The sequence below is a fragment of the Psychrobacillus sp. FSL W7-1493 genome (assembly GCF_038004905.1).
Lineage (GTDB): Bacteria > Bacillota > Bacilli > Bacillales_A > Planococcaceae > Psychrobacillus.
In genome coordinates this window covers 1,063,205-1,078,241 of the sequence record NZ_JBBOSB010000001.1, presented here as the reverse complement: position 1 = coordinate 1,078,241, position 15,037 = coordinate 1,063,205, and the positions used below count along the sequence as shown (strand labels likewise).

The following is a 15,037-nucleotide window of genomic DNA, read 5'->3' as shown; positions in this document are numbered from 1 at the left end:
CCAGAGATTACGATTCTTTTTATCTATTAAAATTAATTTCATAAGTCATATTTTTTCAATAAAAACAAGAACAATTAATAGAGAATAGTTAATTTTATATGCTTTTATAATTGTAAAGTAGAATTGATTTTCGCTCTAGTCGGACGCTTTCCGTGGGGTAAGCGATAAGCCATCACCCATCGCTTACGCGCGTGGTTGTGATGTCTTATCTGTCTCACTCATCCCACTGGAGTCGCCGCCTTCCGCTACAATCAATAAATTAGGAAATGTTCTTGTTTCATAGGTCTAGTTCTGTTTGATTAAATTGACTCCTATTAGGTGTTATTTACATTTAGATTCTCACACATCCTTAACACTTATGATTTTCCAAATAATTACAGTATTTAAATAATACTAATCTTTTTCATCTAAGGGGATATAAAATTGTACCAAATGATAAAAAAAGCACTTGAACCTTACTTATTAGGAAACGAAGTATTATTCATTGAAAAAGAATTACATAAAGGCAGCTGGAATAGTGACCTACATTACAAAATAGTTGCTGATGGAAAACCATTCTCCGCAAGATTCATTAAGAATAATCGTTCCCCAAACAATATATTTGGAGAAATCTCAAATGATACTTTACTTGAACAAACAAAGTTTTGTCGATTCCTTGTAAATAATAAAATTCCGTTTATACGTTTACTACCCACTTCAGAAGGTTTCCCGTTTACGACAATTACATGGGAATATGAAACCTATCGTTTTATACTTTTAGAATGGATTGAAGGCCAACATATAACTCATTGTGATGCGTACATTGCAGAGGAATTTGGCAAAATTGCAAGAAAGATTCACGATATTTCGAGTTTATATAAAAGTTCTGTCTTCCAGAAGCAATCTCAACTTGTTGGTTACTCCCGATTTGTTGAAAATCTTCGGAATAAAGTTAAAGAATCTTACATTTCAATAGACAATTTAAAAATGGTAGATGAATATCTTGAAATAACTGAATATCATATAGAAAATGCAACGACGAAGCATTTTGACTTTATAATACAATCAGATTTAAATCCACTTAATATTATCTGGGATAAACATGAAAAAATAAAAGGAATTGTCGACTTTGAATCAATTGGCTACAGCGATAGGATTGAGGGATTAGCATGGCTAATCAAATGGTATTCCCGAACAAATGGAATATCTTCGACTGAAATGTCTCCAATTGTCGCAAATGCTTTTATTAATGGTTACAAAATAAATGATGTGCTTTGTGAAAATGATATTAACCGTCTTCCCTCACTTATATGGTTATCTGGTTGCATAAATTGGAACTTCGTAAGAAATACAATTAAAATTTTAGAAACTAATAATGAAGAAATATTAAAACAACACTTAACCGCTTATAAACAACGTGGTGAAAAATTATTGAAATTAATTTCTAAACCTTAGGGTCCTTGTTCAACTAGCGGATACTTAGAAAAAATGTATATCTAATAAAATGAGCTTGGAGATACATTTCCCAGCTCAATTTTAATATTTTTTAAACATAGCTTTTATCTATTAGATAACTTTTCTACAGATATACACCATATTATCACTTTCAGAATCAAGCGGTGTGCCCTTCCAATCCTTATAAACATTTACAATTTCCAGGTTATGTTCTTTTAATAACCTCTCCATCTCTAAGGGATAGGTATATCGTAAGCTGATATTAGTTATCTTTTCATCAATTATTTTTGCACTATGATCTTTATATTTTCGAATGGTTGTGTAATGCTGAATTTGTTTTAATGCATCATAACTGCTGATCGTGTAGACATCTACCTCGTATTCTCCATCCATATAAGTTTTCCAATATTCCTCTGTAGCAGGTTGAAGCAGCTCATTAGCAGAGGGAAATCTTGTATCAAATATAAAAATACCATCTTCCTGAAGATGTTGTTTTATAGAGGATAAAAGTAGATCCTGTGCCTCATTTGTATGGAAATGCTGTATGGAATTACCCACCATATAAATAAACGGACTTCTAATTCCTGCTTGGAAATTTGTACAATCCTGCTGCAGCCACTGTATATCCAAGTTAAGCTTTCCGGCTTTTTTAGCTGCCTGCTCCAACATTCCTTCATGAATATCAATACCTATCAAACTGTGGCCTTCTTTGGCTAATGGTAAGGTCAGCCTCCCAGTTCCACAGGCTAAGTCTATAATTGGACCATTTACTTTCCCTGCCCGTTCTAGTAATAATGGAAGTTCCCCTACGTAATGATTATTTTCCTGATCATAGGCTGCTGGATCATCATATTCCTCTAAATTATCTAGTTGAATGCGATTCGTCATACCAGTTCTCCTTCAACTTGAAGTAGCCAATTCTCTACCCTCTCTAGGTAGTGAGGATTTTCCCATGCGATGATTGTTTCAAGTTCCCCATGCTTCTCCATTTCCTCTTGCACAAATAGTTCTCCAAGGAAATAGCCAAATCTACTGTAGCCGAAGGCATTTACTCCATTTATAGAAAACCAATCACGAGATAATTCATTTCCAGACATTTTTCGATAGTCTTCTATAAATGCCTTTTTTATTTCTTTAACATGCCGTTGAGCAAAATAGAGCCACTCCTCACCTTCATCATCGTAAGTAAAATAAACGGATTTCTTTAAATGAGGAATAATTCTTTCAGATAGGCACGTTGCAATTCCTTCCCTATATAACCAGTTGAATGGATGAGTCCATTGAGCAGTCGTCCAATCCATTCCGGCCCTGTCCGTTAAAATATTTTGCGCCGCATGACCAAACTCATGAGCAACGATTACCCTCAAATGGTTTGGATCCGGAGACAGCTTCTCTAACGCAAAGGTGATATTAGGAATTATTTGCTGGTACGTATATGCATTTGACCCAAAACCTCCGACAATCAAATTGACCTCTACCGGAAAAGAAACTTCGTATAATCGCTCATATTCGTGCACTACTTCTTGAATAATAGGTGTTATATTTTCATGCACTTGTTTGATTTTAAGCAAATTATCAGGGTATTTCTCAAGCGACTGGTTATGTCGTTCCTCGGTGTCTTTGCAATGACGAGGAAAATATTCTGTAAAAATAGCTGGATATTTTTCGTAATAGCCCCTTAAAAAGCTAATCGATGGAGTGTAATTGTTTAAAAAGAAAGGCACCGTATCTATAATCTTCAATTTTGCTTTCCCCCTTTAACTATTTACTACACTTAATAATTAGTGTTGTCGGTATAAGCTGTGCTTTTTCAAAGGAGTACCACCTATTCACATGGCGCTGTACATCTTCCTCCTCTAAGTAAACCTCTTCAATGACTTCCTCGATTTTAAAGCCTGCCTTCACAAGTCTATTAATATAAGTACTCACTTTAAATTGTTGCATGATTGCTTGGGTATCCCAAAAATCATGGTCGTACGGCCCTTCCTCTTGATAGGATTTGTTGAAGAGATACTTCCCATCCTCATGCTTCACTCTGCTATGTAGAGGATGCTCCCAGCTGAAGACAAAAATGCCTCCTGCTTTTAAGTAAGAATAGATATTGGATAATGTTTTGTCTAAATCAGTAGTCCATCCTAGTGCAAAAATCGAATAAACGATTTCAAAATAGTTTGATGGCAATCCAGGATTAGTTTCCATAGGAGATTGAAATAGTTTTACAGAAGATCCATAATCCTTCAATAACTCTTTTGCAGCAGATAGCTGATTGTCTGATAAGTCAATGCCCCAAAGCTCTCCTGCTCCTCTATTCGCCATATATTGTAGGGAATGCCCACTGCCAAAGCCGATATCTAGAACCTTCAAATCCTTTACTTCCCCTAGTAAATTTAAATGTTCTTCACGCGGAGCCATTGGTCCATATTCTGGAAGAGGATTTCTTCCATAAAAACGATTTGCTGACTTTTCCCAGCTTGTTTTGTTTATTTCTAATGTTTTGGTATTCATCTTGTTCCTCCAATTTACTCGTTCCACCACTTTCCGCGGATTTATATTTATATTCGATTATTTATTCTTAAACTCCTTCATAAAACAAAAAACCTGACGCACGTTTTAACGTTGCGTCAGGTTTTTGGATGCCCTACAAAATTATCTCTTCTTTTTCTTAGAAGTTTTTTTGTAATAATTTGTAGTAGAGTCTGTTGTAGAATTATTCGATGAAGCATTCGTTTGTGGATCTGCCACAATAATTTCCTCTTCTTCTGCAAATTCTGTTTCGTAGCTTAGATTTCTGTAATTTTGACTGTTACCATTGCTGGTAGAAGTACTTCTTTCTTCGTCTTCTTGAGCAAACAGTAGTGGTATACAAGCAATTCCGCTTAAACCAACGAGTGCATACACAACACGAGCAAACGCAGAAGTTTGTCCACCAAAAATAGATGCAACTAAGTCAAATTCAAAAAATCCGATTAAACCCCAGTTTAATGCACCAATGATAACTAATGCTAAAGCAATCCGAGATAGTACTGACACGGACCAACACCTCCTTCAATTTGTATAGGTGGAGCTAGGTAGTAAGAATGGAAGGAATTGTTCCTTCCACCCTGAATCTTTAGCGGCGATGTTCAACTAAATCGATTGCCCCCAACACAATATGCGCTAAGCCAAATCCGATAATCGAACTCGTGATTAATGGTGAAATGCTTCTATTGTTCCTAAGCGCTACTCCAGTTGTAGTTACGGCTGTCCCTAAAACTGTTGGTATTAACCCTTCGCGAATACTCTCCATTAAAAACACTCCTCTCATTAATTGCTGTGATTCCTTCATATCTTTTGCAATATCCATCTGTTTATACTGCTCAGTAAATAGTACCCGGGCATGAAAATATCCTTTCTTTTAACAACATTTATCAATAAATGAAATATTTATGTGATATAATCAAGCGAAATATTTTTTAGTCTACTGAAAATTAGTATTAACTGATTGAATCTTATCTTCAGTGGCATACTTTCCAATCTTTTATCAAATATATAAATCGTTGGATATTAAAAAAGAATTTTTAAAAAAAAGAAGGCGAATCATATGTATGGGATAATTGCGTTATTTGATGGTCAGTTAAATAAGCAGATTTTGAAGCTTTGGCAGGAGTTAAAGGATGAATCTATTTCTTCCTATGCGTTTGAGGTAAGTGATCGGAAGCCACATATTACTATTGCAAGTTACAGCAAATTAGATATTAAATCTTTTGTAGATAGCTTAGATAGCTATTTAGAAGATAAAAAAAGTATAGAAATCACGTTTCCTTCTATTGGATCGTTTACAGGATCTGGAACACTTTTTTATGCACCTGTTATTACAGAGGATCTTTTTCATTTCCACAACGACTTTCATACTTATTTTAAGAATTTTAATGACTCACTATCCTTGTATAATCCTGGACAATGGATTCCACACTGTACTATAGCAAATCGTTTATCCAACGAAAAATTAGTAGAAGCTTTCCTCTATTGCACTACTCAAGCTCAGAACATGAAGGGATTTATTAAAGAAATTGCTGTAATTACGTCTATCCCGACACAAGCTCCAGTAATTTTTTCTAAAAAACTTCAGAACATATAAATACCGCTGAGAATACACATCCCAGCGGTACTTATTATTCCTCTATGCTCTTTGTTTCATTCTGAATTAATTCGTTATCCACATAAACTTTTCGACTTTGAAGGGCTATAGAAACTCCTTCTCGTTCTAAAATTTCCATGATACCAAAGTTAATATCCTCTTTTACTTTTAAAAACTCGGCCCATACAGTTGTGTTCGTAAAGAAATACAAGAAGATGTCATAGCCATTTTCTTTAAATGCGTCAAATTTCACGAAAATTGTTTCTGGATGAACACCAGTATGCTTGCTCACTAGCTGTTCAATTTCTTTTACTACAAGCTCTAATTTATCCTTAGGCGTTTCTTGAGATACCCTTAGATTGAAGTTAATTTGTCTTTTCCCCATTTTACTCCAGTTAGTTATTGGCCCATTCGCAATCATGGCATTCGGAACAGTAACAATAGCTTGTGAAAATGTACGGATTTTTGTACTACGAAAAGTAATTTCTTCGACCGTCCCCTCGACATCCGGAGTCAAAATCCATTCACCAATTCTAAAAGGCTTTTCTGTAATAATAACAAAGCCACCTAATAGGTGAGAAAGTGCATCCTTTGCAGCAAATGCGATTGCTACCCCACCTAAGCCAAGCCCCGCTACAAAGCCACTAACATTATATCCAAATTCTTCTGCCACGACGCTAAAGCTAATGACAACAATAATAACTCGCAATGCCTTTGAAAGAAAAGGAATGAGTATATCATCAATATCCAAATTATATCTATTTCTCATTTTAATAAAGAAAGTAGAGGAATCAGAGGACATATTGTATAATCCCCAGCTGATCAGAATAATATAGGAGACTCTTATAAGCACCAGGAATAATTTATTTGTTTCATCAAAATGTGGAAAGAAGCTAGCCGCCACATAAATTCCGACTATGATAAACATCCATTGAATAGGCTTTTCGAAGGACCGAAAAAGGTGCGTCAATGCATCAGTCGGTGTTTTATCACTTAGCTTGATCAATAGGTTAAATACATATTTCGAGAAAATTTTTCTCAAAATAAGGAAAACTAACAGTATGGCAATGGAAATACCAAGGTTCTTCCAAAAGACATACGACATAAAGATAGACAAATCCATAAAAAATACCTCCTAGCAAAATCAACACATATCATACCACAGAATTTTACTATCCTTTAATGATTTGCTGTCGTGGTTGTACATTGTATAAAGGTTTGCCTTTTACTAAGAAAGTTAAACTTTGATATTTTGAAAGAAAATGAACTTGTAAAGGATAAGCTTAAGTCATGATTGTAGTACGACGCACATGTGGTTAAATTAAATTTTTTAAAAATTCAAATAATGTTATAATTTAGGTACAAATGGAGGTTTTAAATATGATAACCAAAATATTTGAATGGATTGGATTTATTATCGTCGGGGTTTCCATCTATGCTAATGCTATTATTCGTGCCGATGGTATTACGTCCGGAGCAGGTATCAATTTAAGTATCATCGGGATGATTACTGGTGTGATTCTTACTCTTACCTTTTTCTTAGTGAGGAAATTAAAGGTAACACAGAATATCTAATTACACGAGATGGGCAATCATTAAAGGGTCTGTATCTATGATACAGACCCTTATACTTTAGCAACATTCTTTTGTGCTGCTGCTTCTAATTAACTTGTGACAATATTGCTTTTGATGGCGTTTGATATTTCACATAGCCGCTAATGTTAGTTATAAAGAGGTCTCCACCCACACCATACTGCCCTCCATACTTGCTATCATATCTGTAGACTCGATATACTTCCCCTGGATTTAATATCCGTTGAAAGACGAGCTTGTCCCCTTCACGCTTCCAAAGGTTGATCTTTTTTGTAATTGTAACAAGTCCAATTTGCCCTTTCTTTAACTGCAAGCCTTTCCAAAAAACAGGTTTTTTAGGTATTATCTCTTCTTCCTTTATAGGTAAAATAGCTACAATACTTGCTTCCTTGCTTTTGTTTTTAGATTTATCCTCAGCAATGGCCGTAAATGTATCTCCTACACTTGGGGCTGAAATCGAGAGCTTGAAAATACCATTTTTATCTGCGAGAGTGTCTCCAATATTCCTAGACATTCGTTTGATTGTTACTTTTGCATGGGCTTCTGTTTTACCACTAATTTGCAATGACTCACTTGTCACATTGTCCAATATCGGCATTGCTGGTGGCGTTACATCTTGGACAGTCGTACTCAGATTAGTGCTCTCTCTTCCTTCTTCATTTTTGGAGTATATAATAATAGAAATACCCTCCTGAAGCTTCCCGGTGTAAACTTTAAAAGTCCCTTTGTCGCTGACTTTTTGGGTGAGTTCCTTAAATGATTCAGCTTCTCTTGAAGTAATATAGACAGTGGTATGAGGATCTGCAGTACCTGTAATGTATTCTGTTTGATCAGTAACACTTTCTATTTCGGGTAGGGTTGGCTTTTCTGTTTTATAAATTGGCATAGTAACTACATTGCTCTTTACTCCCAGTTTGGACTCTGACCAAACCTGTAATTCCTTCAGACCCTTAAGATTTGGAAGAGTAAACGTTAACCACCCCGAAGGTACAACCTCTGCAATTACCTTTCCATGACTAGCTATTACCACCTTATCTTCACCGTATGTATATACTTTCATCTTGTTTGTTTGCAGTGTAATATCCCCATCAATACTAGGGTCGTATGGTTTATAATGTTTGTTTAAAACAGTTAACAAAGTCGAATGGGTAAAATAAGGATCAGTTGCACCTTTAATAGAGTATGTAACGGTTGTAGTCCCTGCTTTTTTTGCTAAAATATTTCCCTTTTTCGTTAATTCTGCCACCTCAGGGTCTGAAAAAGTTACGGTCAAATTACTTGTCTTAATCTCATCTCGCCAATATTCATCACTAATCGAAACCTTTGATAAAATCGGCCCATCATATACATCGCCCATAGACATTTCTATTGGTTTTAGTTTACTTAACTCAAATTGAAAATATCCTATAAATTTTTTAGGATTTTGTTCATCAAAAACATCAATTAAATTATATCCCGAAAACAAGGATTGCAAAACTGGTAGCTTGGTCATTTCACTAATTGAATGAATATAGTTGGATTCCGCATAAATTGTCTCCAATGAAGGAAAAAGATTAGCATGCTCTCCTAGTATATTAATGTCAAAAATTATATTACCATCTATATCTAAATCTTTTAAGTATTGATAAGGTCGTTCTGTTTGTACTAGAGGTGATAAATCAGCAATCTCGTTTCCTCTAAGATTTAGTTTTTCAATCGAGGGAAATAGAACCGAAAGCTTCTCGGCCCCTTCAATCGAAGAAAGTTCATTTTGACTGATGTCTAAACTTTTTAGGTATACCATGGGTTCCTTGATCGCACTAAACAAGGAACTAGCATCCCTATTTGATATCTTTAACTCCTCTAATCGTGACATATTATTAAGATAATCATAATTGGCTTCAATATTAAATAATCGAAGTGTCTTAAGCTCTGTTAACTTTTTCAAGTCATCTCCATTAATGATTTTAGGTTCATCACGAAAAGCAACGAGAGTTAATACCTCTAAATTAGACAGAGACTGTAAGAAACGAGAGTCCCCATTAAAGTCCACAAATAATTTTTTCAACTGCGGTACATTTGTTAATGCCCCATAATCAGGAATTGAGACGTCATCTAAAGCCAATGACGTAAGCTGTTTCATCCTCTCAATTCCAGCCAGTGAAGTAACTTGACTTCCACTTAGTTGGAGCGTTTGTAGGTTTTTTAATAAAGAAATGGACTGTATCGGTTCATTATTAGTAGAGTTAATCACTAATTCCTTTAAGTTCGGCAGAGTTGCTAATGGAGAGAAATCATTTGAGTATGTACTATATAATTTTAAACTCTCTAGACTTTTGATATTGGCTAGTGGTGTAAGGTCAGCAATGCTTTGCCCACTTGCATGAGTGTTTTCAATATTTAACTGTTTAATATGTAAACCTTCCAGTCCCTCCAGACCTTTAAGAGTCCTGACCTCCCCAGCATATCCGTTCCCAAGTGTTAAGATTCCATTGTTGTTCTCTAAACACGTGGAAATACGATCGATGGTTGTATTCTCGTGAAATTGACTGTCACATAAGTTAACATAAGTAGCTAACTTTTCTTGTAGTAGAGGATCCTCTAGTTGTATAACTTTGTTTCCATTTAAATCAGAAGCATATACTGGTGAATGTAAACCCAGTAAAAATAATGCAAAAAAAGTGGTTAAGATAGTATGCTTCATGTTAGAGTTCCTCCAAAATTTTATATATTCTCCTTATTATCTTAGAATAATATAAAAATAGATATAGTTTAAATTAGTTCTAAAGCACTGAATTAAATTTTAAAATTTCATCAATCGCTCTATCTCCAATTTCTGAATTTTGTTACAATATTCTCATTCCAATGTTAATATTTATATAGGAGGAAGTTATACTTGATGGAGAAAAGTGAAAAAGAAATTCTATTGCTAAATAGCAACAAAGCCTTTGAATCTTTGCTTAAAATAATTGAATCTATACCGAGTAGAAAAAGGGGTACCTCTATTGAGACAAATGAAAGAGATAAGAACTTTCGTGATGTGTTAATGCATCTTTACGAATGGCATGTAATGCTGGAGAGATGGTATAGAGAAGGTATGGATGGAGACATTCCTTTCATGCCAGCACCCGGTTATAAATGGAATACTATCAAGCTACTAAATCTGCAAATTTGGGAAAACTATCAAGAAGTAACGTTAGCTCAGGCTATAAAAAAGGTGAGGTTAAGTCACAAAAGAATAATGGATTTAATTGAATCACATACCAATGAAGAAATTATGACGAAAAGATATTATAAATGGACGAAAACAAGTAACTTACACAGCTATTTTGCAGCAAATACTTCCAATCATTACAGCTGGGCAATTAAAAAATGTGAAACTATTGGAATGTCTATAGCCTGCTCATAAAGAAAGGGGAATTCCAATGAATTTAAAGCATTTTCTTTCTAGCGTTTCAATACCGTTTTCTATTATTCTATTTTTATTTATTGATGAATATATATACGACTTGCCTACTTTAATGGGAGCCTTATTGGGAGCCCTCTTTGTCGCTGTAGCTATTACAGTTATTCAATCTATATCTTTACTAGACAGAGAACTAAATAAATATACCTATGGAACTTTATGGATATTAACTTTGGTTTGTATACTAGGTTCATTTTATCTCTTTGATTTGTAATAATAGTTACTCAGTTTAGCGCAGTTATGTAAATTTTAGGTTTTGCATCCCCAAAATAAAAAAAGACGGCAGTGAAACTATCACTCCATCTTTTTTTATATTGCTTAATGATTAACTATCTCAAGTACCTCTTCATGTATATTCATTGCATAGTTGTATAAACGCTCATTGATCTGTTCTTCTAAATTTCTATATTCTTCATCTGCTCTCTCCACTACAATTAGGTACTCCGCTTCTAGTTTTTCAAAATAAGGATTCTCAAAACCACTATTTTCTAGGGTTAAGTATCTCTTCAACATTTCTTCTAAATAGGCCTTTTCGATTTTTGCATAATCCCCCGCACCAATCAGCTCCAGCATTTTAGTCAGTCGACTGACGTATTTTTGGATACCCATTTCTTGCATCGTTTCTGATAACCAAATGAGCAAGGCTTCATGGCCTCCACTTTCCATTTCACAAAAGTAACTAAATAAAATAAATATGTCATCCTTTTTTTCATTTTCGGTCGGAAAAGCATAGTTTCCATAAGCAGCAGATAAAACAGCATTCCAAATATCATCATTCGTTTGTAACTCACTTCGATTTACTTGCATTTCTCAATCCTCCTGACTGCCGTTTTAGTAATCTATACTTTTATATCGATTCTATCTATATTTCGGATAGCAAGATATGCAATAACTAAGCCGATTAATGCCAGTGACAAAGGTATAACAAATATATCATTCAATGAAAATCCACCATTATTACTGGTAACTAACACTACAATTAGAATAGATGTAATAATTGTAGAAGGTATGGAATATTTCTTCATACCAAAGTAAAGAGGAATTAGAGCCATACCAGAAGCTGCAACTGCATACATCACTACACTAACAATATGTTCTTGAAGAAGCGAAGCCGTTAGCGTATCAGGAATTAGCTGATAGTTTACACTAACGAAGCAATAGACTGATGTAATAAATAGATTTGAAATAATGATCCATGTAAAAGTAAATATAAATACAATAGCAAGCTTTGCCGTTATTATTTTTTTCCTACTAATTGGATACATAAATAACGTTGTAATGGTTTTATTTTTGAATTCTCCTATTATTAACTTCGCTATTAATGTTGCAGCGAAGATGATAAAGGTTCCCCTCACAAATGAATCTATAACCGTTAAGACCTCCTGGTAATTTACAAAGTCCTGGTCACCTTCTACTTTAGATATAAACGCTATTAGAAATATAAACCCGAGAATAACAAAATTAGCAATTACAGCGTTAACCGAATAAGAGCCCAGTTTAAACTTTTTCATCTCTAGCTTCATTAGCTTAAACATTTACTACACCCCCATTGACTAGCTTTAAGAAGTAGTCCTCTAATGTACTTGTCTTTTTACTAATAGCCTCTATTTCAATATCGTGTTCATACAAAACCTTGGAAATCATTTGTGGCGTGAGCGTTGAATCGTATATACGGATACAATGATCGTCTACTAATTTAAAGTTAACTAAATGTAACTTCTCACTTAACAGGAAGGAAGTTTTCTGTATGTCTTGAACAACCAGCTCAATATAGTCCGTTTGACTACGAGTTAATTGTTCTAGTGATATTTCTTGTATAAGTTTGCCATTGTTGATGACTCCAATTGTGTCTGCTAATTGTTCTATTTCTCCTAAAATATGGCTAGAAACAATAATGGTAATGCCATATTCCTTTGAAAGCATTCGAAACAATTCTCTCATATTCTTAATGCCCTGAGGGTCTAGTCCGTTTATTGGTTCATCTAGAATAAGCAATTCCGGCTTTGTGATAATTGCACGTGCAATACCAAGCCTTTGCTTCATCCCCAGAGAAAATTCTTTTACTCGCTTGTCTCCTGTGTTCACTAGACTAACCATATCTAATACTTGCTCTATTTCTTTTTGGTTATAATAACCCATGTAATCGCAATGAAGCTGAAGTGTTTCGCGTGCAGTCAGCTTATCATAAAAAATTGGATATTCAATTATTGATCCAATTCTTTTTAATACTTCGTATGATTGATCGGTTAGCCTTTCACCAAATATCTCTATTTCTCCATTCGTCGGTTTGATGAGATTGGTCATCATCTTCATGACGGTTGTCTTACCTGCTCCATTTGGACCTAAAAACCCGTAAATTTCTCCCTTTCGGACATTCATATTAACAGAAGAAACGACTTCCTTACCTTCGAATACTTTTGTCAGATGATTTGTTTTCAATATATATGACATTGAATCCTCTCCCTCTTCGTTCTATTCTTAGTATAGAAAACGAACCTCTCTTTTTTATTACTTCCATCTTACGAATTTCTTAAGTTATGCTTTAACGTTAAAAAGTAATTCGCTTCAACGTTGCAGTAAAAATCGTCTTTTCATGAGGGATGCTTGATAGATGAATAGAGCCTCCCATTATTTCAAGAAGCCGCTTGGTAATTGTTAAGCCTAATCCACTGCCTTGGAAATGTTTATTCCTAGAATCGTCCATCGTATATGTTCTTTCAAAAACCCGATCGATATGATACTCTTCGATTCCTTTTCCCTTATCCCAAATATCAATATAAATATAGGACTCATCGTATCTCAACGCTAACCCGATGTTTTTACCGTCTGCGCCATAGGTTAATGCATTGGATAATAGATTGTTTAGAACCCTATCTATTGCCTCCTCATTACCAAATGCATATAAATTGTTTTCTGGTATCTCAATTTCAACATGCATGTTCTTTGCTGTTATCAGATCATAGAAGGATAAAATGTTCTTACGACATATTTCATTTATGTTTACCTTAGACAATGGGTATTGTTGGTCTCCTGCCTCAATTTTCGCCAAGTCAAAAAAGGTATGGATAATTTTAAGTACTTCATTTGTTTTAGTATGTAGTTTAACAAGGAGCTGTTGGCGTTCTTCTTCCTGTAGGGAGGGTGCAATTTCTAGCATTTCAATATAGCCTAAAATGACAGTTAACGGCGTTTTCAAATCGTGTGAAACATTAGAAAGCATTTTTCGCATGGACTCTTCTAGCCTTGTATGAGTTGCAAGTATTTTTTGTTTTTCGTCTAATAACTCATTAATTGTATTCAATAGTTGCTGGAGCTCATCATGCTCGGTATGCACTAAAACTTTTTCTCCTGAATTCTCTTGGATGATGCTATGAAGCTTTTGGTGCGTATAGGCAATACTAGAGGTGAGATTTCTTTTTTCTTTGTACTGGAAACCAATGAAAGCCAACAACAAAATAATAGTGGAAGATAAAAGGAGTACCATATTAAAAACCTTCCAGCTTATAGCCAATTCCCCACAAGGTTTTTATATACCTCGGGTTTGATGGTTCTTCTTCTATCTTCTCTCTAAGCCTTCTCATATGCACATTAATGATATTCTCATCCCCGTAGTATTCATCATCCCAAACCAACTGATAAATCTGCTGTTTAGTAAATACACGGTTTTGATTGGAAGCAAATAGTTTTAAGATAGCAAACTCTTTCGCAGTGAGCTTTATTTGTTCCTTTCCCTTCGTAACCATAAAGTTAGTAACATCTATCTTCAAATCCCCTATTTCAATTACATCCTCGATTACTTGTTGTTCCCGTGAATATTGTGTTGCTCTTCTTATCGCAGCCTTTACTCTTGCAGATAGCTCTAGTAATGAAAAAGGCTTGGCAAGATAATCATCAGCCCCTAAGCCCAATCCTAATGCCTTATCCACATCGCTATCCTTTGCCGACATAATTAATATAGGCACAGCACTAGTTTCTCGAATGATCCTCAAAACTTCTAAGCCATCTAGCTTTGGCATCATAATATCTAAAATGATCAAGTCAAAGGCAGAGGATTGATTTTGCTTAACCGCTGCTTCTCCATTGTTCACAGTTGTAATGATAAAACCCTCACTTCTTAAATATTTTTCAACCATTTCACTAATAGATTCATCATCCTCGACCAATAAAATTCGTTTAGACATTTGTTCCACCTCATTCAGTTCATTTTCTTTTAATGATAGCTAATTTATGGAAGTAAATATATATAAAACTAATTTTTCTTACTGTTTATTTTAATAAGCTGAGCAAATTTCATTAATAGCATTTTACAGATTAAACACGAACATTAACTATGTATTGATTGTACTGACAGGTGTAGGCTGATCGCTCACCCTGCGGAAGGTGTCCAGCTAGATGTAAAATCAGTTTTAAAATATGTTCGTGTTAACTTAAAGCTAAATTCAAAATAA

Annotated in this window: 17 protein-coding genes; 5 read left to right on the top strand and 12 right to left on the bottom strand. The window is 34.7% G+C overall.

Annotation, left to right across the window (positions count from 1 at the left end; genetic code table 11):
* Positions 1 to 432 precede the first annotated feature (432 nt).
* Complete coding sequence (locus MKX96_RS05430; protein ID WP_340885878.1) at positions 433 to 1,434, top strand: phosphotransferase enzyme family protein; 1,002 nt, start codon at positions 433 to 435, stop codon at positions 1,432 to 1,434.
* Positions 1,435 to 1,545: 111 nt separating this feature from the next.
* Here MKX96_RS05430 and MKX96_RS05425 read toward each other — a convergent pair whose 3' ends face one another.
* From MKX96_RS05425 to MKX96_RS05405, 5 genes are all read right to left on the bottom strand, one after another.
* On the bottom strand, positions 1,546 to 2,322 hold the full coding sequence (locus MKX96_RS05425) for a class I SAM-dependent methyltransferase (RefSeq protein WP_340882607.1): 777 nt from the start codon (positions 2,320 to 2,322) through the stop codon (positions 1,546 to 1,548).
* Entirely contained in the window at positions 2,319 to 3,176 is an 858-nt protein-coding gene (locus tag MKX96_RS05420; RefSeq protein ID WP_340882605.1) for a hypothetical protein, read from the bottom strand. The genes MKX96_RS05425 and MKX96_RS05420 overlap by 4 nt, the downstream gene beginning before the upstream one ends.
* 19 nt (positions 3,177 to 3,195) lie before the next feature.
* Complete coding sequence (locus MKX96_RS05415) at positions 3,196 to 3,939, bottom strand: class I SAM-dependent methyltransferase (protein WP_340882604.1); 744 nt, start codon at positions 3,937 to 3,939, stop codon at positions 3,196 to 3,198.
* A gap of 141 nt (positions 3,940 to 4,080) precedes the next feature.
* Positions 4,081 to 4,464: a DUF378 domain-containing protein gene (locus MKX96_RS05410; protein WP_340882601.1), complete on the bottom strand. Its 384-nt coding sequence runs from the start codon at positions 4,462 to 4,464 to the stop codon at positions 4,081 to 4,083.
* Between the two features lie 79 nt (positions 4,465 to 4,543).
* Positions 4,544 to 4,720 (bottom strand): asparagine synthase, encoded by a 177-nt coding sequence (locus tag MKX96_RS05405; protein ID WP_144539033.1) that lies wholly within the window; start codon positions 4,718 to 4,720, stop codon positions 4,544 to 4,546.
* A gap of 294 nt (positions 4,721 to 5,014) precedes the next feature.
* On the opposite strand from MKX96_RS05405, the gene MKX96_RS05400 reads away from it, so the two are divergent.
* A complete protein-coding gene (locus MKX96_RS05400; RefSeq protein ID WP_340882598.1) occupies positions 5,015 to 5,551 on the top strand; it encodes a 2'-5' RNA ligase family protein in 537 nt (178 codons plus the stop codon).
* A 34-nt stretch (positions 5,552 to 5,585) separates the two neighbouring features.
* On the opposite strand, the gene MKX96_RS05395 is transcribed toward MKX96_RS05400, so the two are convergent.
* Positions 5,586 to 6,674, bottom strand: a complete 1,089-nt coding sequence (locus MKX96_RS05395) for a mechanosensitive ion channel family protein (RefSeq protein WP_340882596.1) — start codon at positions 6,672 to 6,674, stop codon at positions 5,586 to 5,588.
* A 257-nt stretch (positions 6,675 to 6,931) separates the two neighbouring features.
* Here MKX96_RS05395 and MKX96_RS05390 point away from each other — a divergent pair, with 257 nt between their 5' ends.
* Entirely contained in the window at positions 6,932 to 7,126 is a 195-nt protein-coding gene (locus MKX96_RS05390) for a hypothetical protein (protein ID WP_251555842.1), read from the top strand.
* Positions 7,127 to 7,211: 85 nt separating this feature from the next.
* Here MKX96_RS05390 and MKX96_RS05385 read toward each other — a convergent pair whose 3' ends face one another.
* Entirely contained in the window at positions 7,212 to 9,827 is a 2,616-nt protein-coding gene (locus MKX96_RS05385; RefSeq protein ID WP_340882592.1) for an Ig-like domain-containing protein, read from the bottom strand.
* Between the two features lie 195 nt (positions 9,828 to 10,022).
* On the opposite strand from MKX96_RS05385, the gene MKX96_RS05380 reads away from it, so the two are divergent.
* On the top strand, positions 10,023 to 10,532 hold the full coding sequence (locus tag MKX96_RS05380) for a ClbS/DfsB family four-helix bundle protein (RefSeq protein WP_445678209.1): 510 nt from the start codon (positions 10,023 to 10,025) through the stop codon (positions 10,530 to 10,532).
* Between the two features lie 16 nt (positions 10,533 to 10,548).
* Positions 10,549 to 10,803, top strand: a complete 255-nt coding sequence (locus MKX96_RS05375; protein WP_340882588.1) for a hypothetical protein — start codon at positions 10,549 to 10,551, stop codon at positions 10,801 to 10,803.
* Between the two features lie 104 nt (positions 10,804 to 10,907).
* Here the strand turns inward: MKX96_RS05375 and MKX96_RS05370 are convergent, their stop codons facing one another.
* The 5 genes from MKX96_RS05370 to MKX96_RS05350 form a co-directional block, all read right to left on the bottom strand.
* A complete protein-coding gene (locus MKX96_RS05370; RefSeq protein ID WP_340882585.1) occupies positions 10,908 to 11,396 on the bottom strand; it encodes a DMP19 family protein in 489 nt (162 codons plus the stop codon).
* A 32-nt stretch (positions 11,397 to 11,428) separates the two neighbouring features.
* Positions 11,429 to 12,124, bottom strand: coding sequence for an ABC transporter permease (locus tag MKX96_RS05365; RefSeq protein WP_340882582.1), 696 nt, complete (start codon positions 12,122 to 12,124; stop codon positions 11,429 to 11,431).
* Positions 12,117 to 13,040, bottom strand: a complete 924-nt coding sequence (locus MKX96_RS05360; protein ID WP_340882579.1) for an ABC transporter ATP-binding protein — start codon at positions 13,038 to 13,040, stop codon at positions 12,117 to 12,119. Before MKX96_RS05360 ends, MKX96_RS05365 begins: the two co-directional genes overlap by 8 nt.
* Positions 13,041 to 13,137: 97 nt before the next feature.
* On the bottom strand, positions 13,138 to 14,073 hold the full coding sequence (locus tag MKX96_RS05355) for a sensor histidine kinase (RefSeq protein WP_340882576.1): 936 nt from the start codon (positions 14,071 to 14,073) through the stop codon (positions 13,138 to 13,140).
* Between the two features lies 1 nt (position 14,074).
* Positions 14,075 to 14,770 carry a response regulator transcription factor gene (locus MKX96_RS05350; protein ID WP_340882573.1) on the bottom strand — a complete coding sequence of 232 codons (696 nt, stop codon included), beginning with the start codon at positions 14,768 to 14,770 and terminating at the stop codon, positions 14,075 to 14,077.
* Positions 14,771 to 15,037: the final 267 nt, after the last annotated feature.